Source organism: Ruegeria sp. CK2, assembly GCF_056536585.1.
This window is the reverse complement of the sequence record NZ_JBQFPW010000004.1, coordinates 215,385-241,015: the sequence shown is the minus strand read 5'-3', so window position 1 is coordinate 241,015 and position 25,631 is coordinate 215,385. Positions and strand designations below refer to the sequence as shown.

Sequence of the window (25,631 nt, the reverse complement as noted above, 5' to 3'; positions counted from 1 at the left end):
TTTTGCGATCAAAAAACGCTCTGGTCGCGCTTGTCTACGACATTCCCAAATGTCGATCCCGTGAACACGCCCTTCAGGGGATCAAAAGCGACGCATCCCCGTAAGAAAAGAAGCGATAGTTCTGCTCAATCGCATGGGCATAGACGGTTTGCATCCTCTCTTGCCCCATCAGGGCAGAGACCAGCATCAGCAAAGTAGACTTCGGCAGGTGGAAATTGGTCATCAAAGCGTCGGTCACAGCGAACTTGAAGCCCGGATAGATAAAGATATCCGTTTCGCCTTCCCAGTCTTGGATCACGCCACCGCGCGCCGCGCTTTCGATCAGGCGCAGGGCCGTTGTACCAACCGGAATGACCCGCCCTCCGGCGGCCTTGGTCGCGCGGATTTCTTCGGCTGCCGCCGCGCTGACACATCCCCATTCGGCATGCATTTTATGAGTGGTCACGTCCTCGACCTTGACCGGTAAAAACGTGCCCGCCCCCACATGTAATGTGACATGGCTGACTTCGACACCGCGCTCGGCCAGAGCGCTCATAAGCGGTTCGTCGAAATGCAGCGACGCCGTTGGCGCGGCGACCGCCCCGGAATTGCGCGCCCAGATCGTCTGGTAGTCCATCTTGTCTTTGTCGTCTGCAGGGCGTTTGGCGGCGATGTAAGGTGGCAGTGGCATGGCCCCTGCTTGTTCCAGCGCGGCGTCGAAATCATCATCTGTCAGGTTGAAGCGCAGATAGGCCTGACCATCGCTGACCTGCTCCAGCGTCGCGCTGAGCTGGTCCGAAAACAAGATCTCTTCGCCCAGCTTTACCTTTTTCAAAGGCTTGATCAGTGCGGACCATGTCCCATCAGCCCGTGGGTCCAGCAAAGTCGCCTCGATCGCCGCCGAAACCGCGCCCTGCACGCTGTGCCGATGGCGCCGCCCGCTAAGACGCGCCGGGATCACCCGCGTGTCATTCAACACCAACCGGTCGCCGGGCTGCAGCCAATCCGGCAGGTCAAACACGTGACGATCTGCGATCGCACCCCCATGCGCCACCAAAAGGCGCGCGGACGAGCGCGGGCTGACGGGCCGCGTTGCAATCAGGTCTTCGGGAAGTTGGAAATCAAAATCGCTGAGTTTCATGGATGCGCCATACTAGGCAGGAAAAGATTCGGCCATATCCCCGGTCAGTTGTCTCTGGGGGGGGATCCGAAAGTACGCTTCGGTTCATCAGGTTTCTGCGGCTGCGCATTGGGTCCGTCCGAAACGGTGGGGGCTGGCGCCCGCAACAGATTTCGCAAGAACAATGGGGCAAGGCCAGACAATGGGTTCACGGACACTTGCGGCGAATCCAGCGGTCCGGTCAGCGTATAGTTGAAACCTATTATGCCCTCACCTTTGCGGGTGAACACGCTGCCAATCGCATTCACCAGATAGATCGGAGAGATGGCGCCACGCAAATTCAACATCCCTGCGACGGGATCAATGGTACCGTCAAAAGACAACCCCATAGAAGGGCCAACGGCGCTGCCGCTCAACACCTTGATTTCCGTCGGCGTGAGCCGCATCCGGCTTTCGATCGTCGAGAAGAATATGCCCTGCCCTGCCATCTCATCCAGCAGCCCGATCAGGCTGATGGCGTTGAGCAATGCAGCCATGGCCGGTGCGTCCTGAATGCGCGTGTTGATGATTTTCAGGATCACGTCATAGCTGCCCGGCGCGCCAACCGGCTCTAACTGCAAATCAAGACCGCCGCCCCGTGCTTGCGTCAGCAGACCGGCTGATCGCAGAACGGCGCCTGCGTTCTCGGACGTAAGGGTGACTGCGCTGCGACCGCCACGCGGGATAACCTGCCCGCGAACAGAGGCTCCGCTGTTGACCTGTGCCGTAAACCCGCCATTGATGCCCCCAGTGGTCGCAAACGAGCCTTTGAACCCGGTTAAGGCGACTGTTTCAGTGACCTGTAATCGATCCAGCGCTACATCCAGTTTTGGCCCGGCGGCTGCCGAGCTGTCCCCGGCCCCTCCGCCTTCGGCAAACGTTGCACGGCCTAGATTTATAACACCACCCAGAATCCGAATGTCTGGCACTGCAGCGCCACGCCCCACCAGCTCTGCCGGAACAGCCAGCCAATCGCCAATCTCGAACGAGCTGAAACGGACGCGGTCAAAACCGCCATCTTCCCGAAACGAGATAGATGCGGCCGTGCGCAGACCTGCAGCGTCCAGCCGCAACGAGTCGACACTCAACCTCTGTCCCAATGTCGCCTCGGCCGTTAGGTTTCCTTTGCTGCCGTTGGTCTTGCGCCAGCCCAATTCAGGAATGGCAAGCGCGACCCCTTCCAAGTCTGAGGACGCGGATAGCTTGGGTGGTTCGCCTGCGCCGATCCCCAAGGCGATATCCGCAGTGCCCTGCCCGGTTAGCATACCTTGCGGCAAGCCTGCGTTAATCGCCTGCATCAACCGCGGGGATAGCTCGATCTGGCCAGTCAGTTCGCTGCGTTGTGCGGTCTCTCCATCAATAGGTTGCCGCCATTTCGCCTGAATGGGAACGCCATCGAACAGTCCCTCACCTTCAATCTGAACACCTGTCTGATCCCCGCTAAGATCAAGCATGTCGGCACTGACCGTAAACCCTGGCACCAGTCGGCCGCTGTTCAAATTCCCCAGATCGCCATCGAAGTGGAATTCTGTGTCCTGAAACTTCAGGCCCTTTTTCAACGGTAGTGACAGTGTTCCGGACAAAGACACCGACCCATCAGCTAGATCGACCGGCAAGTTGGCTTTGGTCAGCAGTTCCAGCGGAGGTCTGTCCAGCAACGACAACGCAGCCGTTACGCTGCCTTTTGCCCTGATCCGCGCAATCGCTGGTGCGGATTTTTTGATATCGGTATCTGGAATAATAAAAGACGTCCCCGACGCATCTACCCCGCCGCCCTGATCGGCCTGAACCACCCCGTTTTCGGCTGTTGCGGTAAATCTGCCATTGATCAGGCTGGCCTGCCCCTGTGCCCCAACGATCGGAGGCAGCGTTTTGGCAAATCGGATCTTGGCTTTTTCGAACCCGAAATCCAGATAGATATCTGGTTTGCCTCCGGGCTCTAGCCGCAAGGCGAAATCCATGTCCGAGAGGTCGCCTTCGTACAGGTTTTCTGTAACCCATTCGCGTGGCTTTGGGGCCAGACGCTCGGGCCAATATCCCAAAACCTGTTCCGATGACATGCCATCCAGATGGGCATCCAGCTGAACAGCCCAGCCGTCTGGCCGCCCCGTCAGATTACCCGACGCACGCACGGTGTGATCCGTGTCGTAGACGGTCATTTGCCCAAGGTGCAGCTGAAAGGGCGCAAACTCCATCTTGAAGTCGAGATCCGCCTGAGACAGCTGAAGGGCCTCGGGAAACAGTTTTGCCGGGTTTACATTAATGCCGGTTAAACGCAGCTGTGCCGCCAAACTGTCAAGGATGCCGTCCTCGACCCCAGCCAGGAACGCAGTGCCTTCGGCCTGCACCGACCCCCAAGCGGACTTTACGGAAACCTCGTTAAAATCGAGCGCCTGACGGCGCGGATCATACGTGAAATATGTGCGCGCAGATTCAAAGGGGACGGGACGGGTTTCCGGATTTGGTTGCACTGCGCCAGCGCCAAGATTCAACGTGGCAAACAATGGCCCGACGGCGCCTTTGCCATCAATACTGCCGCGCAACGCGCCTGAAATCGGCGTTCTCAGCACCTGCAACCAACCCAGCGCAGGGCTTTGACCGGCAATGTCTTCTGCCGGCAGATCCGTGATTGAAACCCCGAACCGCGCGGCGGGGGACCCCAGAACGCTGGTGTAATTTGCCTCGATCGTGCTGACGTAATCACGCCCAGCCAGAACGGAAAACCCCGTCGCCAACCGCATTTCGCTGGCGCTGCGGGTTACCAATATATGCCCGCCATCCAGAACCCAGGATCGTTCCAGCCGAAGATCGCGATAGTCTAAGGTAATCGCATCCAGTTCCACCGATGTCAGTGCGGACAGGTTTTCGGACAGAAAGACCTGATCCGAGGTCTCGATCAGCTGCGCCAAGTTTGGCGCTTCTCGCACCGGCGCACTTCCGGCGCCGACGGTCAGCGTCAGCGCGCCGTCTTTTCCGCGCGTCAGGGCAACCTGTGCCCCGCTAAGGATAATGCGCTTCGGCCTGACGTGGCCCCGCAGCAAGGGACGCATGGCAAGGCTGGCCCGCATATCGGACACTTGCGCAATCTGCTGTCCTGCTGCGTCGCTGATGCTGACATCCGTTAACCTCAGACGGGGCCGCCACCCTTCGTGAATGACAAAGCTGACATCGCCGAAACGGATCTGCAGACCGCCAAGCGTTTGCTCCAGCCGCGCTTCGACCCGGTCTCGCAGCCAGGCAGGCGCGTGCATGCGCTGGCCAATGACCATGAAACCCGCGAATAGGGCCAGAAAAACCAGCAACAACACGCCGCGCATGGTCCAAATTCCCGCAGTGCGACGGCGCGACCGACGACGCGGGGATTTACCCGGCTGTTCGCCCCCGTCATGTTCCTGCTGCGCCAATTTGGTGTCCACGCCTTTCAACCTGCCCGTGCCGCCCTATGATATCGGGCAGCCTATAAGAATCTTTAGCGGAGTTTCCAATGCCTGACGTCTCAGACATCGCCCCTGATTTCACACTACCCCGCGACGGCGGCGGCGAAGTGACCTTATCGGACCTGCGCGGCGGTACCGTCGTTTTGTTCTTTTATCCCCGTGATGATACGCCGGGCTGCACCAAGGAATCCATCGGTTTCTCAGAGCAACTTCAAGCCTTTGCCGATGCAGGTGCCAAGGTCTTTGGCATCTCACGCGATAGCGTGACCAAACATGACAAATTCGTCGCCAAACATGGGCTGACCACGCCGTTGCTATCGGACGAGAACTCGACCGTCTGCGAGGATTACGGAGTGTGGGTCGAAAAGAATATGTATGGCCGCAAGTCGATGGGGATCGAACGGTCGACGTTCGTAGTCAATGGCGAAGGCCGCATCGCAAATGTCTGGCGCAAAGTGAAAGTGCCTGGTCATGTGGACGCGGTGCTGGAGGCGGTCAAAGCGCTGTAACGCCCTCGACCTGGGTTGCCATCCGGTTTATGCCGCACCCAGACCAATGACAGGCGGAGCAAACCCGTGGCTTTAACACTGACCGAGATGGCAACTGAGGTCCTGACAACCGCGGATGGGCGGGCCAAGACCGCCTTATCCAAGCGCCACGCCGCTGCATGGTTTGCGGCGCGCAAGGGCGACGCGCCCGAGATTGAGGTTGGCACCGCAGCACCACCGTTGAATCCGGCGCGCCCAGACAAACCTGAATTGCTGTCCCCGCGTGATGTCCCGAGACGCCGCCCCGGTACAGACGCCGGGCGTATCGCGCTGCTGCACGCCGTGGCACACATCGAGCTGAATGCTGTCGATCTGCATTGGGATATCATCGCCCGCTTTGGTCATGTCCCGATGCCCATCGGGTTCTATGACGATTGGGTCAAATGCGCCGAAGAGGAATCGCGCCATTTTGAGATGGTGTGCGAGTGCCTGGATCAGATGGGTAGCCACTATGGCGCCCTGCCCGCCCATGCCGGAATGTGGCGCGCCGCAGAAGATACTGCCGAAGATCTGATGGGGCGGCTTGCCGTAGTACCTATGGTTCTTGAAGCTCGGGGTTTGGACGTAACACCCGGCATGATCGACATATTTCGCAACGCAAAGGCCGAACACGCGATCGCCGCGCTGGAATTGATCTACGCCGAAGAGGTCGGGCATGTTGCCTATGGATCGAAATGGTTTCATTTCCTGTGCGGGCGCGAAAATCTGGACCCGAAAGAAGTGTTTCATCAACTGGTCCGCCGCTACTTTCACGGGCAGCTGAAACCGCCTTTCAACGAAGAGAAACGCGCCGAGGCGGGCCTGCCGCCAGATTTTTACTGGCCTCTGACCGAAGATGTGCCCGCGCCCGGCTCAGTCTCAAAGTGATCCTTTTTAGGTTGGTTTCGGCAACTTCTCGCCGATGACGCGCGGGAATTGCCTGTTCTCAGACCCATATTAGTCAACAAACTTGCCCGAACGCGGCTGCCCCTTTATGCAGTCCGCCCAAGGGGCGGCGAACCACTCACGACCGGTCCCGATCTTGGGGATGAAAGGTGAGGCGCGTGAGAACACGTCTGGCAATAAAACTACACTCACTACTAGAACGGCAATTTCCAGAACGTCGTGTGTTCCTGAAATCGGATCAGGACACGCGGTTTATACGTCTCAGTTCGGAAACTCAGTTTTTTGCGGTGGCAGGTGTCGCCGTGATCGTGGGTTGGACTGCAGTCGCAACAGCGATCCTGCTGATGGACAGTATCGGGTCGGGAAATTTCCGCGAACAAGCGAAACGGGATCAAGCGACCTATCAAGAGCGCCTGAATGTGTTGTCGACAGAACGCGATGCACGAGCGCATGAGGCACTGGCCGCACAAGATCGGTTCAACGCCGCGCTGGACCAGATCTCAGTGATGCAGTCCGAACTTCTGGCATCGGAAAACCGCCGCCGCGAGCTGGAAACCGGGATCGAAGTGATCCAAACCACTTTGCGCGCGACGATGAAGCAGCGTGAGGCAGTTCGGACCGAACTGGCAGAGTTGCAACAAGACGCTGAAGGCGCGGACTTGTATCAGGCTGCCGTCGCCAATCCTGTCCAGATGGAATTCATGACCGAAGCGCTGGCGCGCACTGCCGAAGAGCGTGACCAGATCGCCGCAAACGCGCAGAACGCCTTGGATCAGCGCGACGATCTCGAGCTCGAAATCCAACTGATGCAGGAACGCAGCGACGAGATTTTCCGTCAGCTGGAAGAGGCCATGGTTATCTCGGTCGAACCATTAGACAAAATGTTCCGGCAGGCTGGCATGCCCACAGATCGTATCATCGAAGAGGTCCGGCGCGGATATAGCGGTATTGGCGGTCCGTTAACCCCTTTAACGTTCAGCACACGCGGAGAAGAGCTGTCCGCAGATGAGATCCGCGCCAACACACTGCTGCAGCAGATGGATCAGTTGAACCTCTATCGTCTCGCAGCAGAAAAAGCGCCTTTTGCCAGCCCCGTTCGGGCCGCCGTTCGCTTTACCAGCGGATATGGCACACGGCGCGACCCCAAAACTGGCGGACGGCGCATGCATAACGGCGCAGATTTCGCCGGTGCGCAGGGCACCGACATCTTCGCGACAGCTGATGGTGTAGTGTCACATGCAGGCTGGCAATCGGGCTTCGGACGGCTGGTCAAGATCAAACACGCGTTTGGAATTGAGACACTTTACGCTCATAACACCAAGATCAACGTAAAGGTCGGTCAAAGGGTCTCGCGCGGGGATCATATTGCTGATATGGGTAGCACCGGACGGTCGACCGGCACGCATCTTCACTATGAGGTGCGCGTGAACGGAAAACCTGTTAACCCAATGACTTACATCAAGGCTGCGAGAAATGTTTTCTAAGAGCAAAATCAACGAGCCCGGATCCAAAGAGGCTGAGGCAACAAAACCGGCTGCCCCGGCGACTCCGGCGGCACCAGCACCGGCAGAACCGAAGGCCAGCACCGCGCCCAAGCCAAAGCCCCCCGCATCGGTTTTGTCCTCGGACCTGCACATCACAGGCAACCTAAAGACAACCGGCGACATTCAGGTTGAAGGCACGGTTGAAGGCGATATCCGCGCCCACCTGCTGACAATCGGTGAAACCGCAACCATCAAAGGCGAAGTCACCGCGGATGACGTTGTTGTAAACGGCCGTATCGTGGGCCGGGTACGTGGCCTGAAAGTGCGCCTGACCTCTACCGCACGTGTGGAAGGCGACATCATCCACAAGACCATCGCCATCGAAAGCGGCGCGCATTTTGAAGGCTCCGTCCAGCGTCAGGATGATCCGCTGAACCCCGGCCGCAGCTCGAAACCGGGTGCCAACCCGGCGGCCGAAGTCAAACAGTAAGTTCTTTCATAACAACAGAAATTCAAACGCCGCAGGTCAGCCTGCGGCGTTTCTTGTTGGGGTAAGCTGCCACGAGCAGGTCGATACGTGATCAGAGTTCCAACTCGGGTCTGATACAGATAGAATTCCCCTATGTTGATTTTTCTTACAATTGTCGCACTGATCGCCGGGGCCCTGATCTTTCGCCAATGGTCCAAGTCGCAAGCGCGTAAGTCGTTGCTGGCTGCTCCGCTGACGACGTATCAAAGCGACCTCATCGAAAGCCACGTTCCCATTGTGCGACGGTTACCGCCGGACCTGCGCGCCAAGCTGGATGGAAAGGTAAACCTGTTTCTGGATCAAGTGAACTTTTTCGGTTGTGACGGTCTGGAGGTCACAGAAGAGATGCAGCTGTCGATTGCTGCACAGGCGAGTCTTCTCGTGGCCAACAATGATATGTGGTACGACAACCTGACGACCATTTTGATTTATCCCAATGCCTTCAAATCCCGGCAAAGCAAACACAGCGGGTATGTCGTGACCGAGAAGGAAGTCATAAGGACCGGTGAAAGCTGGAATCGCGGCCCGGTGATCCTGTCCTGGGCGCACAGTCAGCAAGGCGCGATGAATGACCATGATGGCCAAAATGTTGTCTTTCATGAGTTTGCGCATCAAATCGACGATCTATCTGGCAGCACAAATGGCGTCCCCGTTCTAAGCCGCGGACAGAGCTTTGATGAATGGGAGAATGTCTTTCTGACAGCTTACAATGCCCATGTACGCGCTGTTGAAACCGGGCAACCAGTTGTTATCGACCCCTATGGCGCAGAGGGTCATGAAGAGTTCTTTGCCGTAGCCGTCGAAGTGTTTTTTGAGAAACCGCAGGCGTTAAAACAAGAGAACCCGGAAGTCTACGAACAACTGGAAAAGCTCTTTCACCTTGATCCCGCGACCTGGGTTTAGCCCGTCCGAAGATACTTCGCATAACGGCGCCGGCCATGCGAAAGGCGGTCAGCTGGTAACTGATATTGGTCATCGAGCCAGTTGGCATGTGACAAAACATCAATCGAAATTCCCCATTCGCGCCAATCTGACATAAGATAAGTCTTGTTGCACAATTTCATAAGACTGTTTTGACTTAGGAGTTTTCATGTCTTCCAAACTCATGGCCGAGTTCTTCGGCACTTTCTGGCTGGTCCTTGGGGGCTGTGGCAGTGCGGTACTTGCGGCGGGCGTCGCTGATGTCGGGATCGGATGGCTGGGTGTGTCCTTGGCATTTGGCCTGACGGTTCTGACTATGGCGTACACAGTCGGTCATATCTCGGGCGGTCACTTCAACCCGGCGGTCAGCCTTGGCCTGATGATCGGTGGACGGTTTCCAGCCAAGGATTTGATCCCCTACTGGGCGGCTCAGGTATTTGGCTCTATGGCAGCAGCGGCGGTTCTGTACCTGATCGTTAGCGGTGCACCGGACTTTATCGGGGTCGGCAGTTTCGCCTCAAACGGGTATGGGGACGCATCGCCCGAGGGCTATTCGATGCTGTCTGCGCTGGTGATCGAAATCGTGATGACCGCGTTCTTTATTCTCATCATTCTGGGTGCAACATCGGACAAAGCACCGGCCGGGTTCGCCCCAATCGCCATCGGACTTGGGTTAACGCTGATCCATCTGGTATCGATTCCAGTGACGAACACCTCGGTCAACCCGGCGCGATCGACTGGCGTGGCATTGTTTGCCGATGGACCTGCTCTATCGCAGCTTTGGCTGTTCTGGGTCGCTCCGCTAATCGGTGGCGCCTTGGGCGCGGTGATCTGGAAAATCATGTCGGCAGACAAGTAAAACAGCCACTCAAAGGCGCAACTATGTCGGTTGCGTCGACTACCGTGTTTGTATTGCGTCGATCCGACCGGTCCTTGTGCGACCAAGGTTGCAACGTTCGAAATTCGCAGGTCACACATCGTGTAAGATTCCGGCACTGCTGAATTGGCCGGTTGAATTCCAGTAAAAAGCCACGAAAATCAGGCCATATGTATACGAGTTCGAATTCATGAAATCCCGCACTGGTTTCAAACGCCCCGCGTCCGCGATCCCGGCAACAACCGGTCTGGTGGCTGTGATCAGCATCCCGGTTCTTCACTACCTGTGGCCGGATATGCCGAGTGTTTCGGACCGGGATCAAACCGTGTTATTTGCCTTGTCCGTCTTCGGTCTGATGGCGTTGTCCGAATTCTACTTTGCCAAACTGCATCGATTGCCGGGCAGCGGTCTGGTCTACAGGTTGCGTAATTTTTCCGACCCCACCTATATTCGGGATTTTCAGATCAAGCTGGTTGGATTGATCACAAGCGCTGCCCTGTTGGCGCTGCTCTACTGGTCGGCTGATCTGTACCGGGGCGACTGGTACACGCCTTTCTTCTCGCTATTGGCAGACTATTGGGGGCTTATCCTGGGCGTCGTTTTGGCCGTTGTGACATCGGTTCATTTCATGATGCGTCACCCACGTGACGGGATGTGGCATCTTGGGCAGGTTGTCCTGACCATGGGCCGCCAATCCACCAAGGCGCGAGGTTTGAAAGTCTATCTGCTGGGCCTTGGCGTCAAAGGGTTCTTTCTGCCGCTGATGTTCTGTTATCTGGTTTATGACTGGACGTTTTTCCAGTCCAGATCGCTTTGGGATGCCTCGGGGTTTCCAGAAGTCTACGAGTATCTTTTCAGGTTTTCGTTCTTCCTGGACCTGACCGTTGTTGTCATAGGATATGCAACTGCTACGCGCCTATTGATTTCCCATATCCGCTGGACCGAAACCACGGTTTCAGGGTGGCTGGTTTGCATAATCTGCTATTCCCCATTCTGGCAAGTCCTGTCCCGAGACTACTTCAACTATGTTCAGGACGATTTCGCCTGGGGCGCATGGCTTTGGAATTACCCGGTCGCCTATACGATCTGGGGCAGCACAATCCTGTTCTTTTTGGGGATGTATTGCCTGACGGCAGCTCGTATGGGCCTAAGGTTTTCGAACCTCACATATCGGGGGCTCGCCTGTGACTTCCCCTACAATATCAGCAAACATCCATCTTACATCAGCAAGAACATCAGCTGGTGGCTGGTTTCGATCCCCTTCATCGCGGTGGATTTCTGGGCGGGCGTTGCCAATTGCATCGCTTTGCTGGGTGTGAATGCCATCTATTTCCTGCGCGCATGGCACGAGGAACGATGCCTGTCACAAGCGCCATCCTACCGCGCCTATCAGCGCTACATTAACGAAAATGGATTGCTGGCACGGATCAAAAACAGCGTGTCCAGATCAGAACCTCGGACATCAGAGAAGGTGAACTGACGCCGGGCTTTGGTCAACGTCGCTGGCTTTGGGCGGATCAATTCTGCCGGAAAAGTGCGGTCACCATCAAGCAGGCAGACAAGTTAGAACCCGCCGCATCCATTGGCGCCGGGTTCTTAAAGTTTATTCTGTGACGGTGACCTTTTTCATCACATCCGGCTGACCGACAACCGCGCCGTTCTGACCTTCGCCACGTTTGATTGCATCAACGACATCCATTCCCTCGGTGACCTGACCAACAACCGTGTATTGGCCGTCCAAGAACGGGCCTGGTTCGAACATGATGAAGAACTGCGAATTGGCGCTGTTGGGATCTTGCGACCGCGCCATCCCGACAACTCCACGATCAAAGGTGACGTCCGAGAATTCAGCCGGCAAATCTGCACGAGCGGATCCGCCGCGACCAGCGTTGTTAATATTAAAGTTTTCAGCGGATTGATCGCCGAATTCCACATCCCCGGTCTGGGCCATGAAGCCTTCGATCACGCGGTGAAAGACGACGCCATCATACTGGCCTTCGGTTGCCAATGCCGAGATTTGCTCGACATGTTTCGGGGCGACGTCATCAAACAGGTCGATTGTGATCGTGCCGTTGGCGCCCTCACCCTCGACCTCGATCTGTAGACCCGTGGCCAGCGCGGGGCTGGCCAGCAGGGCAAAAACAGCGGCCAGCTTATGCATCTGCGGCCACCTTGACGCTAATCATACGATCCGGGTTCGCTGGTGGCTCACCCTTAACGATGGCATCCACATGCTCCATCCCGTCGATCACACGACCATAGACCGTGTACTGACCATTCAGGAAATGGTTGTCCTTGAAGTTGATAAAGAACTGCGAATTGGCCGAATCCGGGTTTTGCGAGCGTGCGGCGCCCAATGTGCCCCGGTCATGTGGCAGCTTCGAGAACTCGGCCGGAACGTTTGGCAGTGACGATCCACCGGTGCCAGCCATGCGCAGATTGAACCCGTCTTCCATGTCGCCGTGCTGTACGTCACCGGTCTGCGCCATGAACCCGTCAATCACACGGTGAAACGCCACGTTGTCATATTCACCTGCACGTGCCAGCTCTTTCATCCGTGCACTGTGCTGCGGTGCTACATCCGGCAACAGTTCGATGATGACATTGCCACCACTCAGTTCGACGATGATTGTGTTTTCGGGATCCTTGATCTCGGCCATGAGGCCCTCCTGTCGTTTTATCTTGCGCAAATACCTATGACGCACGCGCACGAATGCCAAGTGACGCATTGACCTGAGGGCAAAATGCAGGAAAAGAACCGCCTAAATCAGTTTCAACACTTAGGGATCACGCGATGAGCTGGAAAACGCTGGACGATATCGACCTGAACGGCAAACGCGTGCTGGTGCGCGTCGACATTAATGTGCCGGTCGTGGATGGGGCTGTGACGGATGCCACCCGCATTCAGCGCATCGTGCCAACCGTGCGTGACATTCTTGCGGCGGACGGCAAACCGATCCTGCTGGCCCATTTTGGACGCCCCGGCGGCGAGCGGCGCGAGAGCCTGTCATTGAAGCAACTGGTGCCCACGCTGGAAAACGCCTTCAACGCCCAGGTTCTGTTTGCCGCTGATTGTGTCGGCGTCGAAGCGGAACTGGCAGCAGAAGAACTTCAACCGGGTCAGGTTTTGCTGCTGGAAAACACCCGCTTTCACGCAGCCGAGACGAAAAACGATCCTGATCTTGCCGCTGGCATGGCCCGGTTGGGCGATATCTACTGCAACGACGCCTTCTCGGCCGCGCACCGCGCCCACAGTTCGACCGAAGCCATTGCGCGCCTGTTGCCATCCTGTGCAGGCCGTTTGATGCAGGCCGAGTTGGAGGCGCTGGAAGGTGCGCTGGGTGCCCCTAAACGTCCGGTGACAGCGGTGGTTGGTGGGGCCAAGGTTTCAACCAAGCTGGAACTGCTGGGCAACCTGATCGACAAGGTCGACTATCTGGTGATCGGCGGCGGCATGGCAAACACCTTTCTGGTCGCCAAGGGCATCAACGTCGGCAACTCGCTGGCCGAGACCGCGATGAAAGATACGGCGGCAGATATTCTGACCAAAGCCGACAAAACCGGATGCAAAATCGTTCTGCCAAGTGACATCGTGGTCGCAGAGAAATTCGAGGCCAACGCCCCGCATCAAGTACTGCCTGCCGACCAATGTCCAGATAACGGCATGATCCTGGACGCCGGCCCAGACAGCGTTGCCGAGATCACCGAGGTTTTTGCCCAAAGCCAAACGCTGATTTGGAACGGCCCGCTGGGCGCGTTCGAGTTGGAGCCGTTTGACACCGCCACCAATGCCGCTGCCCTGAAAGCTGCGGCGCTGACCCGGTCCGGTCAACTTGTCTCGGTCGCTGGCGGAGGCGACACGGTCGCTGCCCTGAATGCTTCGGGCGCTGCGCATGATTTTTCCTACATCTCAACCGCCGGTGGCGCGTTTCTGGAATGGATGGAAGGCAAGACACTGCCGGGTGTTGCAGCACTTGAGCACTAACCCGGCCTACTGATGCTTGCACATCACGACAAAGCGCCAAGAGGCATTTCGGCGCTTTTTGCGAATCAGGGGATTCACATAGCGAATCACCTGTGACATAGTGCCGACAGATGCCCGCAAAGGGCACGTTTTTGAGGCAGATTTCATACGGCGGTAAACAGAGTGTCCCGTTCCCATCGGCCCGGTTTGGGCGCAGTTGTCTTTTTCTCGGTGGCTTTCATGCTGGGTGTGTATTTCACCTTTGCTGCCGTGCAAGGCGACTATGGCCTGTTCAGGCGGGTCGAGATTGCTGCGGAACGGGATGCCCTGTCGCGCAACCTGGCTCAGCTTGATGCCGAGATCGCCGAAATGGAAAACCTGACGCGTCGCTTGTCTGACACTTATCTGGATCTCGACCTGCTCGATCAGCAAGCGCGATCGATCCTGGGTATGATCCGCGCGGACGAGATCGTTATCCAATAGCCTCCTGCCGCCTGTTGATCTTAAGACACATCCTTCAAGACTTCCAACGCCTTAAGCTCTGCCGGAAACCGCGGGCTTCGACGCTGCGTCACATTTCCACTCGCCAGATTGTCTCAAATACTCTATGAGATAGTTTAAAGCTAAACTATCTGTCCGGAAGGGGGAGATCGCCACGATGGCTGCGCGAAAAACCACAAAGAAACCAAACGTTTCTGCGGAAGAGCTAAAAACCTATTACCGCGAAATGCTACTGATCCGCCGATTCGAGGAGAAGGCAGGTCAGCTATATGGGATGGGTTTGATCGGCGGGTTCTGCCACCTGTACATCGGACAGGAGGCAGTTGTTGTTGGCCTCGAGGCTGCCGCCCAGGAAGGCGACAAGCGCATCACGTCTTATCGCGATCACGGTCACATGTTGGCCTGCGGGATGGAGCCGGGCGGCGTTATGGCCGAATTGACCGGGCGCATTGGCGGTCTGTCCAAGGGCAAGGGCGGCTCGATGCACATGTTCTCGAAAGAGAAGCATTTCTACGGTGGCCACGGCATCGTCGGTGCGCAGGTCCCCTTGGGTGCGGGTCTGGCCTTTGCCGACAAATATAAAGAAAACGGTGGCGTTACCTTCACCTATTTCGGTGATGGCGCCGCCAACCAGGGTCAGGTCTATGAGACATTCAACATGGCCGCCCTTTGGCACCTGCCCGTGGTCTTCGTGATCGAAAACAACCAATACGCAATGGGCACGTCGCAGGAACGATCAACTTCGACCAAAGACATCTATCACCGTGGCGAGGCGTTCGGCATCCCGGGTGAAATCGTCAATGGTATGGATGTGCTGGCCGTCAAAGAAGCGGGCCAAAAGGCCGTTGCACATTGCCGCTCTGGCAAGGGCCCTTACATTCTGGAAATCAAAACCTACCGCTATCGCGGTCATTCAATGTCTGACCCGGCCAAGTATCGCACCCGCGAAGAGGTTCAGAAGGTCCGCGAACACAGCGACCCGATCGAACATGTGCGCGAACTGCTGCTGTCTGGCAAACATGCGACCGAGGATGATCTGAAGGCAATCGACAAAGAGATCAAAGAGGTCGTGAACCAGGCCGCCGAATTCTCGAAAGAAAGCCCCGAGCCGTCATTGGATGAGCTCTGGACAGATATCTACGCCTGAGAGGACGAATAAGACATGGCAACCGAAATTCTCATGCCCGCACTCTCACCCACTATGGAAGAGGGAACATTGGCCAAATGGCTGGTCAAGGAGGGCGACACCGTATCCTCGGGCGACATCATGGCCGAGATCGAAACCGACAAAGCCACGATGGAGTTCGAAGCGGTCGATGAAGGCATCGTTGGCAAAATCCTGATCGCCGAAGGCACCGAAGGGGTCAAGGTCAACACGCCCATCGCGGTTCTGGTTGAAGAAGGCGAAGACGCCTCGGCCCTGCCCGCGGCTGCACCCGCAGCCGCAGCGGTTGCCGATGCCGCCCCTGTGGCGGCTGAGGCCACCGCTCCTGCGTCGGCCCCTGCCGCGCCGGTCGTTGATCTGTCGCCCGATTGGCCTGCAGATGCCGAGATGGCTCAGCAGACCGTCCGCGAAGCCCTGCGCGACGCCATGGCCGAGGAAATGCGCAGTGACGAAGATGTCTACCTGATGGGTGAAGAAGTCGCCGAATATCAAGGTGCTTATAAAATCTCGCAAGGCTTGCTGGACGAATTCGGTGCAAAGCGCGTGATCGACACCCCGATTACCGAGCACGGCTTTACCGGCATCGCAGTTGGATCCGCAATGGCGGGGCTGAAACCGATTGTCGAGTTTATGACCTTCAACTTCGCCATGCAGGCGATGGACCAGATCATCAACTCAGCCGCCAAAACATTGTATATGTCCGGCGGTCAGATGGGCTGCCCGATCGTTTTCCGTGGCCCCAACGGTGCAGCGGCGCGCGTGGCGGCCCAGCATTCTCAGGATTACACCGCATGGTATATGCAGGTTCCAGGCCTCAAGGTGGTCGCGCCCTATTCGGCGGCGGATGCCAAAGGCCTTTTGAAATCTGCCATTCGTGACCCCAACCCGGTCATCTTCCTGGAAAATGAAATCCTATATGGCCGGTCTTTCGACATGCCACAGGTGGATGACTTGACGATCCCGCTGGGCAAGGCCCGCATCTGGCGCGAAGGGTCGGACGTGACCGTTGTCAGCTTTGGCATCGGCATGCAGTTCGCGCTTGAGGCTGCCGACAAACTGGCCGAAGACGGGATCAGTGCCGAGGTGATCGACCTGCGCACCATCCGTCCGATGGATACCGGCGCGATCATCAATTCGGTCATGAAAACCAACCGTCTGGTGACGGTCGAAGAAGGCTGGCCTCAAGGCTCGGTCGGTAGTTATATCTCATCCGTCGTGATGCAGGAAGCGTTTGACTATCTCGACGCCCCCGTCATCAACTGCACCGGCAAGGACGTGCCAATGCCCTATGCCGCAAACCTGGAAAAACTGGCTCTGGTGACCACTGATGAGGTGATCGCCGCAGTCAAACAAGTGACCTACCGGTAAGGAGCGACAGACAGATGCCTACTGAAATTCTGATGCCCGCACTGTCACCGACAATGGAAGAAGGCACGCTTGCCAAATGGCTGGTCAAGGAGGGCGACACCGTCTCGTCCGGTGACCTTCTGGCCGAGATCGAAACCGACAAGGCCACGATGGAGTTCGAGGCGGTTGACGAAGGCGTCGTCGGCAAGATCCTGATCCCCGAAGGTTCTGAAGGGGTCAAGGTCAACACTGCCATCGCAATCCTTCTGGAAGACGGCGAAAGCGCTGATGATATTGGCGCCGCACCTGCCAAAGCCCCAGCGGCTGCACCCGCAGCCGCCGCGGGCAACGAGGCTGCCGCGCCAGCGGTGTCCGAGGCGCCCGCCCCTGCCCCCGCCGCTCCGGTCAAAGCCGATGGCGACCGTATCTTTGCTTCGCCTCTGGCGCGCCGAATTGCTGCCCAGAAAGGTCTCGACCTTGCTCAGATTGCTGGTTCGGGCCCACATGGCCGGATCGTCAAGGCCGATGTAGAGGGTGCAACAGCAACGACACCTGTTGCCACGCCTACACCCGTGGCAGCAGCACCCGCCGCGGCCGCGGCCCCGACTGGTCCTTCGGCGGATATGGTCGCGCGGATGTACGAAGGCCGAGAGTACGAAGAGGTCAAGCTGGACGGGATGCGCAAAACCATCGCCGCCCGTCTGGCCGAAGCCAAGCAAACCATCCCACACTTCTACCTGCGCCGCGATATCAAGCTGGACGCGCTGCTGAAGTTCCGCAGCCAGTTGAACAAACAACTCGAAGTCCGCGGCGTGAAGCTGAGCGTCAATGACTTCATCATCAAGGCCGTCGCCAACGCGCTGCAACAGGTGCCCGAATGCAATGCCGTTTGGGCAGGCGACCGGGTGCTGCAACTGAAGCCCTCGGATGTGGCCGTCGCTGTAGCAATCGAGGGCGGTCTGTTCGCTCCGGTCTTGCAGGACGCCGACACAAAATCGCTGTCTGCACTCTCAACCGAGATGAAAGACCTCGCAGGTCGCGCGCGCGAACGCAAACTGGCGCCGCATGAATATCAGGGCGGCACTTTCGCGGTCTCAAACCTGGGCATGTTCGGCATCGACAATTTCGACGCCATTGTGAACCCACCACATGCGGGGATTCTGGCGGTCGGTACTGGCGCAAAGAAACCCGTTGTTGGCGACGATGGAGAATTGACTGTTGCAACCATCATGTCCGTGACAATGTCGGTCGATCACAGGGTCATCGACGGCGCGCTTGGCGCACAGCTTTTGCAGGCCATAGTCGACAATCTGGAAAACCCGATGGTCATGCTGGCCTAACCCGGCGAACACACACAAAAAAGCCGCCTCAAATTTGAGGCGGCTTTTTTGTTCATTCAACTCAGGCTATTGGTCCTTGCCCAGCATATGATCCATAGAAATGGATGGCTGATCGCACCCCGCTTCCCCCACGATCTTGGCAGGGATACCAGCCACCGTCTTACAGGCCGGAACCTCTTGCAACACCACTGATCCGGCAGCGATACGGCTGCAGTGACCCACTTCGATATTGCCCAAAACCTTGGCCCCGGCCCCGATCAGAACACCGTCACCAATCGTCGGATGGCGCTGTTCCTCTTCCTTGCCGGTTCCGCCCAGCGTGACCGAATGCAGCATCGAGACATTGTCGCCCACCACAGCGGTCTCGCCAATGACGATGGAATGAGCATGGTCGATCATGATGCCCTTGCCAATTTTCGCGGCCGGATGAATGTCGATCCCGAAGATCTCGGAGGACCGCATCTGGAAGAAATACGCGAGATCATAACGCCCTTTGCGCCACAGCCAATGCGCCACACGATAGGCCTGCATGGCCTGATAGCCTTTGAAATACAGGATCGGCTGTAGCAGTCGATGGCAGGCCGGATCGCGCTCATAGACGGCCATCAGGTCGGCACGAGCGGCTTCAAGCAAGCTGTGGTCGTCGACATAGGCTTCATCGACAATCTCGCGCAGAACCATCATCGACATCTCGTTCGAGCATAGCTTTGCCGCCACCCTGTAGGACAGGGCACGCTCCAAACTCCGGTGATGCAAGATACAGGCGTGCACCAAACCACCCATCAGGGGTTCTTTCTCGACCGCTTCGTGGGCCTCAGAAGTGATACGATCCCAGACCGGGTCAACATTCGTCACTTGTCTGCGCGTTTCAAACATAGCTTTTGATCCTTTGCTGCGCCTAGAATGCCATTTAGTGACAAAAATACCAAACGCAAACCTGTGAACGGCGATGCAACAAGAATGAATGAGTTAAAACGCGCCCATTTCGAAACAAAAATCCGCGCGCGTTTGGCGGAACTGGTACAGCTGTCCGCGTCAGGCCAGACGGCGCAGGCCGTTGTAGAACTAGACCAGCAGGCCGTTGGCCGCCTCAGCCGCATGGATGCATTACAAAATCAGGCGATGGCGAAGGCACAACAGGCCAACCGTGACCTCGAAACCTTTCGCCTCAGGGCTGCGTTAATCCGCATTCAACAGGACGAGTATGGGTATTGCGAGGATTGCGGTGATGACATTCCGAATGGGCGGCTGAACTTGGATCTGGCGGCGAGCAAATGCGTCAGCTGTGCTGCTGGCTGATTTTAAATCGGACAAGATGGCGCAGAACCGTTTCAAAACACTGACAATACCCAAGATCGTCGAAACCGGGTTCGTCCGGCAACGACCTGTTTCGCGCAACCACCATGAGCGAGCCATTACCATAGATCGGATGAAGCCGACCGGTTCTAAGGACATGCGCGTCGGCCAATTCAGCCTCAGCAATCATCCGAATGCAAAGACGCTCTCGGTCAATCTGCGGCACAGATAACAAAGCCCGTGCCGCAGAACTGACATCACCGTGAAGAACAGGGCGCATCAAACAGCCTACCCAATAGTAAGACGGGACGCATGACCCGGCCCGTAAACGGCGGAGACTTGCGCAACTTCCACCTCGAATGGCCCCGTCAGCGCATCGGTTGCTTGCATCGCAGTTGAATACAACCAATTGGGCTCGGTCGTGACGACTTCTCGCACCACCGTGCCGCCTTCTAATAGGCGCAGCAGGTAAGACTCGCTTTCTTCACCCAAGGGCACATCCAGGCCAGACCAATCATCACCGTCCAGCCGGGTGCGCCGTATCCACGACATCTCGAACCCTACGGTGGTCGAATTTGCCCTTAGATGCACAGGTGCGTAGGGTCGCAAACCGTTGCCGCCGAACGCTTGGACCAGATGTTGGTATGACGGGTCATCGTATCCGCGCGTCGCCGGGCCGATACGGTAGTGCTTGGCGATGCGCCGCTCGGTCCGCAACAGGCTGGTCTGATAGACCCGGTCGTTCAGCAGCACGAACAACGATCCTTCGGGCCACATATCTGGCATCAATGCGTCAGTGCCTAGTTGCCCCCTCAGCCGGCCAGACAGGGCATAGGTGCCCGACGCCTCTAACGCTGCATCGGAGAACTGGAACACTTCCCAGTTATCGGGCGTGCCATCGCCAATTGCGGCAAGGTTAACACCGTTCAGCAATAGGTCGCGTGGGCTGGATTCCAATACCCCCCCGATCAAATTGACCCGCAAGGCCGGACCTTCATCCCAAATCCCGGCACTCGCCCGCCTTAGAGGCGTTTCGGTACGGCCAATGATGGCCTGACCGGTGATCACATCGCTCAGAATGTACCCCTCGTCAGCGGCGGACGAATAAACCGCCGCGCTGCCGGGCCATGGGTCGGCTGAAACCGCCAGGTATGGCGCGTGAGGCACTTCAGCCCCGGTGATCAGCGGCAGGTCCAGGAAGACTGGCAGAACGGGAACAGGGGCCACATAAGGCTTTACGGTTAAGGCATCCTCTTGCAATTCAGCGGCCTTGTAGACCCCCTGTTCTATCCGAACAGCGTCTGCCAATTGCAAATCAGCTGTTTCCAGACGGTCGATCCGATAAACCGCTCCACCATCCTCATCCGACAGGCGCACCAGATCACCGGCACCCAAATGCATCATCGAGGGCGGCAATGCGAAACGGGACGTATCGCGGGACACCCGTGCCTCGCTCAACCAGCGTTCTGCGGTCTGCCGCCCTTCTGCGCGGGTCATCGACAATGGCATTTCATTGACCGAAACCGAATGTGTGCTGGTATCGGGCAAAACCGCTTCTTCCGCGACCACATCATGATCTGCGTCAGATTGCACAAACCGAAGGCGCACGCGGCCAGTCATTTCGGCTTCGGCTTCCCGGCGATATTCGACCGTGCCGTCTAGATCGGAGCTGACGGCCAGATGATCGGGATCCAGTTGCACAGCCCCATAGCCATCTCGCATCTGAAACCGCAGCACCCCGTCGCGCTCGATGGCATCAAAACCATAGCGCAGCATCAGCGGTTGCAAGGCCGAACGCGCGTTTGTCACGTCCTCGATCACGTAGCCGCGCACAATGCCGTAGAGCCCCGACACATCAATGTCCGTAACGCCGGCCCCATGACAGATCTCGGTCACAACCGATGCCAGAGTTCGTGATCCGGAACGCCCATTCAACCAATGGCCACGCGCATAGTTCTCACCGTCACTCCACTGACTTCGCAAATTCGGAAACGCTGGGAATGGACGAGCATCCCAGGCCCAGACATAGGCGTTTGACAGATCCAGCATGGGACCGCCGTAAACGCTTGATACCGGATTGACCTGCGGATCATTCCAATAGCCCAGCGTCGCCTTAAGGTACTGCACCTGAATGAAATCATCGCGCAGCCCATTGGAGTACTTAGGCAAAAAGGATTCCGACGACTTTGGGTCCAGAAACTTGTTCGGCTGGTTCGTGCCTTTGTCGATTGTGGCGCATCCCAGTTCGGTGAACCAGATCGGCTTTGATCCCGGCACCCAATCGGTTGGGTTTGCCTGCCGGACACCGTCTATCCGCTCGTGATGCGGGTTCGACCACCAATTGCGCAAATCCTTGTAACGCCAGATCCACGGCTCATTGTGCGCATCATCCTCGATTGGTGCTCTGATCTGGGCCAATGCTTCTTCTGGCGACGCATAATACCAATCATATCCTTCTCCGCCTTCGATGTTTCCGCGCAAATAGTCCAGATCGTATATGGACGGCGCACCGGCCTCGGCATCCAGATGCTTTTCGCCGTCACGCCAATCCGAGAGCGGCATGTAATTGTCGATACCGACGAAGTCGATATTGTCATCGGCCCAAAGCGGATCGAGATGAAAGAACCTGTCACCGCTTCCGGTCGGTTGGTAGCCGAAATACTCGCTCCAATCCGCAGCATACCCGATCTTCGTGTTCGGCCCCAGTATCTGACGCACTTCAGCAGCCAGCGCACGCATTTGCCCGACAGCAGGAAACCCGGATGCGCCACGGATCTGTGTTAGGCCGCGCATCTCGGACGCAATGCAGAACGAGGTCACGCCGCCTGCCGCCTTACACAACGCCGCATAGTGGAGAATGAACCGTCGCAAACCCCATTCTGCAGGACCGTGATAAGACACCGTGCCATTTCCAACAGAGAAGTCACTGGCCCGCGCGTGACCAAAAAACGCGGCAACCTGAGCGTCGGCCGCTGCTGACTGATCCGGTGAGCCCGCACGCCCCGGTGCGATATCCAACGTGATCCGCCCACGCCATGGTAAATGGGGTTGTTCGAGCCGATCAGACCACGGGTCCGGCAAACTGTTTCCCCGCAATTGCTCCATCAGGATAAACGGATAGAACATGACGCGTTTTCCGGTGGCTTTCAAATGCCGGATAGCCTGCACCACCGCCGCATCCGCAGGCGTACCGCCATAGATCGGGCGATCATTCAGTTGCTTCACGATCAGAGCACTGTCGCGGTTCAGTCCCGACACCGTCCAGGGCATGCCCTGACCGTCGATTTCCTTCTGTTCGACCTTTGGCCGGATCTGGCATGAACCGCAACGCAGATCATCTCCGAACCAGGATACGATCAACGATGCGGCGTCACAGCTCGGCACTTCTTTCTCGAGCGCTTGCGTCGATGTCACCAGATCAGGCTGGCCCGAAGCAGAATTCACATTGGCTGCCCGATGGTGACCAAACTGATTAGAGTAGTTCACCTGCGTGCTGGCCAGCGCGTATTCGCCGGTTCCCGGCATCAGCGCGACGCCGCGAACGATTTGAGGCAACGAGCTGTCATGATCCGGCATATCGGGCTGCGCAGGACGCACCACTTCAAATGAGAATTGCGGAACACGATTGCCAAAAGCGGCCAATTGGAAGTCTTCAATTACAACATAAGCCGTTCCGCGATAGGCGGGCACGGTTCCTGCACCCTCGATGGACTCGATCAACGGGTCAGGCAATTGATCCTTGGTGCCATAGTAGATGCGCATATTCAGGCCGACACGTTCCTGTTCTTCACCATCGGCCCAGATGCGCGCAACGTCGGCAATTTCACCCGCACCGACGGCAATCGCCAGAGAAACAGAGTAACTGTAAGTGACGGTCGTAACCTCGGGTGTTTTGGGCTTTCCCTTGCCTCCGCTGCCGCCGTCGGTTGTGGTGCTTTGGGTTTCCAGAAAATCCGACGCCCAGATCACCTGACCGCCAACGCGCATGCGGCCAAAAACGGTCGTGACCGGTGCGCCTTCGCCGGTCTCGGTCAACCGGAATCGATCCATCCGGCCAGTCTCAATGACCTCACTGCCATCTCCCATCACAGATTGACTCAGCAGCCTTTGGTCGATGACCCGACCCACCGTGGCACCCACCGCGCGCCCAATGATCGCGGTCGACAACCCGGCGACCGTGCCCCCGATTGAACCGCCCAGCGCAGCCCCTGCGGCAGAAAGAAGAATAGTAGCCATCAGAGATCCTCCAACGGGAATTCAAAACAGGCGACCACCCGGCGGCGCCAGGGATCGCTCAATGCGTTTTCGACAACGCCGTATCCGGAATATGCGTGGATAAAACGCGGCGCTTCGCCGGTTTCACTGACGATGCCAAGATGCTTGGCGACGCTTCGATCTCGCATTCGAAACAGCAGCACATCACCCACTTCCAACACGAATTTTGGCTTTTCAATCAGATGTCGCTGCGCGGCAGCCCACATGCGTTCTTCGCCCTGCGGTTCGGACCAGTCCTTGCTATAGGCTGGCACAGCTTCAGGTTCCCGCCCGACAAGCGCCCGCCAGACACCACGCAGCAGACCCAGACAATCCGTACCGGCCCCTTTGGCTGCCGCCTGATGTACATATGGCGTGCCCAACCAAGAGCGGGCCTCTGCGACAATGTCTTCTCTGCGCGCACTCACCTGATGCTCCCCCCTTTGTTCGGCTTGTTTTTCTTAGGAACGGCCATCACCCAGTCTTCGCCGGGAAGATCAGGGAAACCCTGGAAATTCAGTGTATTGTTGAACTTCAGACGGCAAGTCTCCATACGCTTGTCGCATCCGGCGGTGAGCTTAACCTTGTCCCCGATGGCAAGACCGCCACCTATGCTGGACCACAGCGTAATCTCGCGGCCACCGTCTATGCGACTGTCCTGCTTTATCGACGCCCACAAACCGTTTGCAGGGCCAGACACCACATCCAACCTGCCGCGTTCGAACCAAGCCTCATCCGCGGTTTCTCCACCGAGCAGGCGCAGCAGCGTTCCGCCGTCAAACCCAAGAATTTCGGCTTCTACCGAATACCCCGGGGTGACGACGTTGAATCGGCATACCCGATCCCCCAACACAGCCGTACAAGGCTTTTGATAGACGCGCCCCAATGGCCGATTCAGCAAATCAGTCAACCCGCGCAACTCGGCGTGAAACGCACCACCTGCGCGCCGCAATTCGCCGATCGATCCTCGGAACTGCAGCATGCGCTGATCCAGGTTGGCCCAATTGACCAGCCAGGCACGCACCTCGGCCCCGTCAAAACGCCCCGCTTCAATATCTTCATCCCGCACTGAGGCGTCAGAAAGCGCGCCCATGGCCTCGGAATTATCGATCGACAGACCAGTTGCCTGCTCAATCGCTGCGGCGGTCAGGCCGGTACTGGCCTTGAAGACCAACCCGTCAAATCGCAGTTCAATGTCATGATCGGTAAACCCGTACTCCTGCCCATCGGTGCGCGTGATCGCCCAACATCGGCACACCGTTGTCAGCCCGCTTTGTAGATGAGCGTGCAAACCCTGCTTATCGCCCGCCATCAAACCCGTACCTCGACCACTGGAACACTTGGTGCATCGCCCGCCTGAAAGCTGGCGACACTGGTCTGGATCTTCTCGGTATCAAAGCGCACCGGCACGTCAAATTCGAACCCGGCCGTGATGTCGACCTCTTCGGGCGGCGGGTCAGCAAATGTGACCGTCCCGGTTGTCAGATCCACTTCAAAGTCGACCCCCTCCCGAACTTCGTCCTGATCCAAACCCAAACGCACCGTTCCCAGCACCGGTTTCACAATCGGGCGGACATAGCTGACCCCGCCCGAGCTATAGGTTTTGACCAGCTGAAACCGGGTCTGCACCCCATCGCCGCGCGCGATGACCTGATCTTCACCCGTGACCTCGGCGGTCGCCTTGCCGGACTTGAAGTCCGACCAGTCTTTCCAACGAAACCCAAACATCTGAGCTTGGCGCGCTTCGAAAAAGGAAATCAGCGTTTCAATGTCATCAAGAGACCGCATTCCCAGACCCGCATCATAGCGCCGCCGCGAATGGGCCCAGGGCGTGTTGCGTTCCTCGAACCCATTGGCCAAAGTCACGACATCCGTACGCCGTTCCGGACCACCGACCGAGCCAAAACTCAGACTCGCCGGAAACCTTACCTCATGAAAACTCATG

23 protein-coding genes are annotated in these 25,631 nt (G+C 57.5%); 13 read left to right on the top strand and 10 right to left on the bottom strand.

Going from position 1 to position 25,631, the window contains the following annotated elements; genetic code table 11:
• Positions 1–73 precede the first annotated feature (73 nt).
• Positions 74–1,120, bottom strand: coding sequence for a tRNA preQ1(34) S-adenosylmethionine ribosyltransferase-isomerase QueA (gene queA, locus ACR0BU_RS08895; protein WP_480736881.1), 1,047 nt, complete (start codon positions 1,118–1,120; stop codon positions 74–76).
• Positions 1,121–1,164: 44 nt separating this feature from the next.
• Positions 1,165–4,554, bottom strand: a complete 3,390-nt coding sequence (locus ACR0BU_RS08890) for a YhdP family protein (RefSeq protein ID WP_480736880.1) — start codon at positions 4,552–4,554, stop codon at positions 1,165–1,167.
• Positions 4,555–4,622: 68 nt separating this feature from the next.
• Here ACR0BU_RS08890 and ACR0BU_RS08885 point away from each other — a divergent pair, with 68 nt between their 5' ends.
• The 7 genes from ACR0BU_RS08885 to ACR0BU_RS08855 all read left to right on the top strand — a co-directional run bounded on the left by ACR0BU_RS08885 (position 4,623) and on the right by ACR0BU_RS08855 (position 11,299).
• Positions 4,623–5,084 (top strand): peroxiredoxin, encoded by a 462-nt coding sequence (locus ACR0BU_RS08885; RefSeq protein ID WP_298936043.1) that lies wholly within the window; start codon positions 4,623–4,625, stop codon positions 5,082–5,084.
• An 87-nt stretch (positions 5,085–5,171) separates the two neighbouring features.
• On the top strand, positions 5,172–5,990 hold the full coding sequence (locus ACR0BU_RS08880) for a ferritin-like domain-containing protein (protein WP_480736955.1): 819 nt from the start codon (positions 5,172–5,174) through the stop codon (positions 5,988–5,990).
• Positions 5,991–6,166: 176 nt separating this feature from the next.
• Complete coding sequence (locus ACR0BU_RS08875; protein ID WP_299887303.1) at positions 6,167–7,492, top strand: M23 family metallopeptidase; 1,326 nt, start codon at positions 6,167–6,169, stop codon at positions 7,490–7,492.
• Positions 7,482–7,982: a bactofilin family protein gene (locus tag ACR0BU_RS08870; protein WP_120632856.1), complete on the top strand. Its 501-nt coding sequence runs from the start codon at positions 7,482–7,484 to the stop codon at positions 7,980–7,982. The genes ACR0BU_RS08875 and ACR0BU_RS08870 overlap by 11 nt, the downstream gene beginning before the upstream one ends.
• 132 nt (positions 7,983–8,114) lie before the next feature.
• A complete protein-coding gene (locus ACR0BU_RS08865) occupies positions 8,115–8,924 on the top strand; it encodes a M90 family metallopeptidase (protein ID WP_480736877.1) in 810 nt (269 codons plus the stop codon).
• A gap of 187 nt (positions 8,925–9,111) precedes the next feature.
• A complete protein-coding gene (aqpZ, locus tag ACR0BU_RS08860) occupies positions 9,112–9,801 on the top strand; it encodes an aquaporin Z (protein ID WP_299076060.1) in 690 nt (229 codons plus the stop codon).
• Positions 9,802–10,009: 208 nt separating this feature from the next.
• A complete protein-coding gene (locus ACR0BU_RS08855) occupies positions 10,010–11,299 on the top strand; it encodes a hypothetical protein (RefSeq protein ID WP_480736876.1) in 1,290 nt (429 codons plus the stop codon).
• A gap of 123 nt (positions 11,300–11,422) precedes the next feature.
• On the opposite strand, the gene ACR0BU_RS08850 is transcribed toward ACR0BU_RS08855, so the two are convergent.
• Positions 11,423–11,980, bottom strand: a complete 558-nt coding sequence (locus ACR0BU_RS08850) for a peptidylprolyl isomerase (RefSeq protein WP_299076066.1) — start codon at positions 11,978–11,980, stop codon at positions 11,423–11,425.
• A complete protein-coding gene (locus tag ACR0BU_RS08845; RefSeq protein ID WP_298936054.1) occupies positions 11,973–12,479 on the bottom strand; it encodes a peptidylprolyl isomerase in 507 nt (168 codons plus the stop codon). The genes ACR0BU_RS08850 and ACR0BU_RS08845 overlap by 8 nt, the downstream gene beginning before the upstream one ends.
• A 134-nt stretch (positions 12,480–12,613) precedes the next feature.
• On the opposite strand from ACR0BU_RS08845, the gene ACR0BU_RS08840 reads away from it, so the two are divergent.
• From ACR0BU_RS08840 to ACR0BU_RS08820, 5 genes are all read left to right on the top strand, one after another.
• Positions 12,614–13,804: a phosphoglycerate kinase gene (locus tag ACR0BU_RS08840; protein WP_480736875.1), complete on the top strand. Its 1,191-nt coding sequence runs from the start codon at positions 12,614–12,616 to the stop codon at positions 13,802–13,804.
• A gap of 162 nt (positions 13,805–13,966) precedes the next feature.
• On the top strand, positions 13,967–14,266 hold the full coding sequence (locus ACR0BU_RS08835; protein WP_298936058.1) for an FtsB family cell division protein: 300 nt from the start codon (positions 13,967–13,969) through the stop codon (positions 14,264–14,266).
• 175 nt (positions 14,267–14,441) lie between these two features.
• Complete coding sequence (gene pdhA, locus ACR0BU_RS08830; RefSeq protein ID WP_298936060.1) at positions 14,442–15,431, top strand: pyruvate dehydrogenase (acetyl-transferring) E1 component subunit alpha; 990 nt, start codon at positions 14,442–14,444, stop codon at positions 15,429–15,431.
• Between the two features lie 15 nt (positions 15,432–15,446).
• Positions 15,447–16,817, top strand: coding sequence for a pyruvate dehydrogenase complex E1 component subunit beta (locus ACR0BU_RS08825; protein WP_480736874.1), 1,371 nt, complete (start codon positions 15,447–15,449; stop codon positions 16,815–16,817).
• A 14-nt stretch (positions 16,818–16,831) separates the two neighbouring features.
• Positions 16,832–18,136, top strand: coding sequence for a pyruvate dehydrogenase complex dihydrolipoamide acetyltransferase (locus tag ACR0BU_RS08820; RefSeq protein ID WP_480736873.1), 1,305 nt, complete (start codon positions 16,832–16,834; stop codon positions 18,134–18,136).
• A gap of 66 nt (positions 18,137–18,202) precedes the next feature.
• Here the strand turns inward: ACR0BU_RS08820 and cysE are convergent, their stop codons facing one another.
• Positions 18,203–19,012 (bottom strand): serine O-acetyltransferase, encoded by an 810-nt coding sequence (gene cysE, locus ACR0BU_RS08815; RefSeq protein ID WP_480736872.1) that lies wholly within the window; start codon positions 19,010–19,012, stop codon positions 18,203–18,205.
• An 84-nt stretch (positions 19,013–19,096) separates the two neighbouring features.
• Here cysE and ACR0BU_RS08810 point away from each other — a divergent pair, with 84 nt between their 5' ends.
• The gene (locus ACR0BU_RS08810) at positions 19,097–19,435 is read left to right on the top strand and encodes a TraR/DksA family transcriptional regulator (RefSeq protein ID WP_480736870.1); all 339 of its coding nucleotides are present in this window, start codon (positions 19,097–19,099) and stop codon (positions 19,433–19,435) included.
• On the opposite strand, the gene ACR0BU_RS08805 is transcribed toward ACR0BU_RS08810, so the two are convergent.
• Genes ACR0BU_RS08805 through ACR0BU_RS08785 form a run of 5 tightly spaced genes read right to left on the bottom strand, consistent with a single transcriptional unit; the run spans position 19,416 to position 25,630 of the window.
• Positions 19,416–19,712: a DUF7742 family protein gene (locus ACR0BU_RS08805; protein WP_480736868.1), complete on the bottom strand. Its 297-nt coding sequence runs from the start codon at positions 19,710–19,712 to the stop codon at positions 19,416–19,418. The two genes, ACR0BU_RS08810 and ACR0BU_RS08805, sit on opposite strands and share 20 nt — an antisense overlap.
• Positions 19,713–19,720: 8 nt before the next feature.
• A complete protein-coding gene (locus ACR0BU_RS08800) occupies positions 19,721–23,668 on the bottom strand; it encodes a baseplate multidomain protein megatron (protein WP_480736867.1) in 3,948 nt (1,315 codons plus the stop codon).
• On the bottom strand, positions 23,668–24,114 hold the full coding sequence (locus ACR0BU_RS08795; protein WP_480736865.1) for a C40 family peptidase: 447 nt from the start codon (positions 24,112–24,114) through the stop codon (positions 23,668–23,670). The genes ACR0BU_RS08800 and ACR0BU_RS08795 overlap by 1 nt, the downstream gene beginning before the upstream one ends.
• Positions 24,111–24,998: a DUF2163 domain-containing protein gene (locus tag ACR0BU_RS08790; protein ID WP_480736863.1), complete on the bottom strand. Its 888-nt coding sequence runs from the start codon at positions 24,996–24,998 to the stop codon at positions 24,111–24,113. Before ACR0BU_RS08790 ends, ACR0BU_RS08795 begins: the two co-directional genes overlap by 4 nt.
• On the bottom strand, positions 24,998–25,630 hold the full coding sequence (locus ACR0BU_RS08785; RefSeq protein WP_480736862.1) for a phage distal tail protein, Rcc01695 family: 633 nt from the start codon (positions 25,628–25,630) through the stop codon (positions 24,998–25,000). Before ACR0BU_RS08785 ends, ACR0BU_RS08790 begins: the two co-directional genes overlap by 1 nt.
• Position 25,631 lies beyond the last annotated feature (1 nt).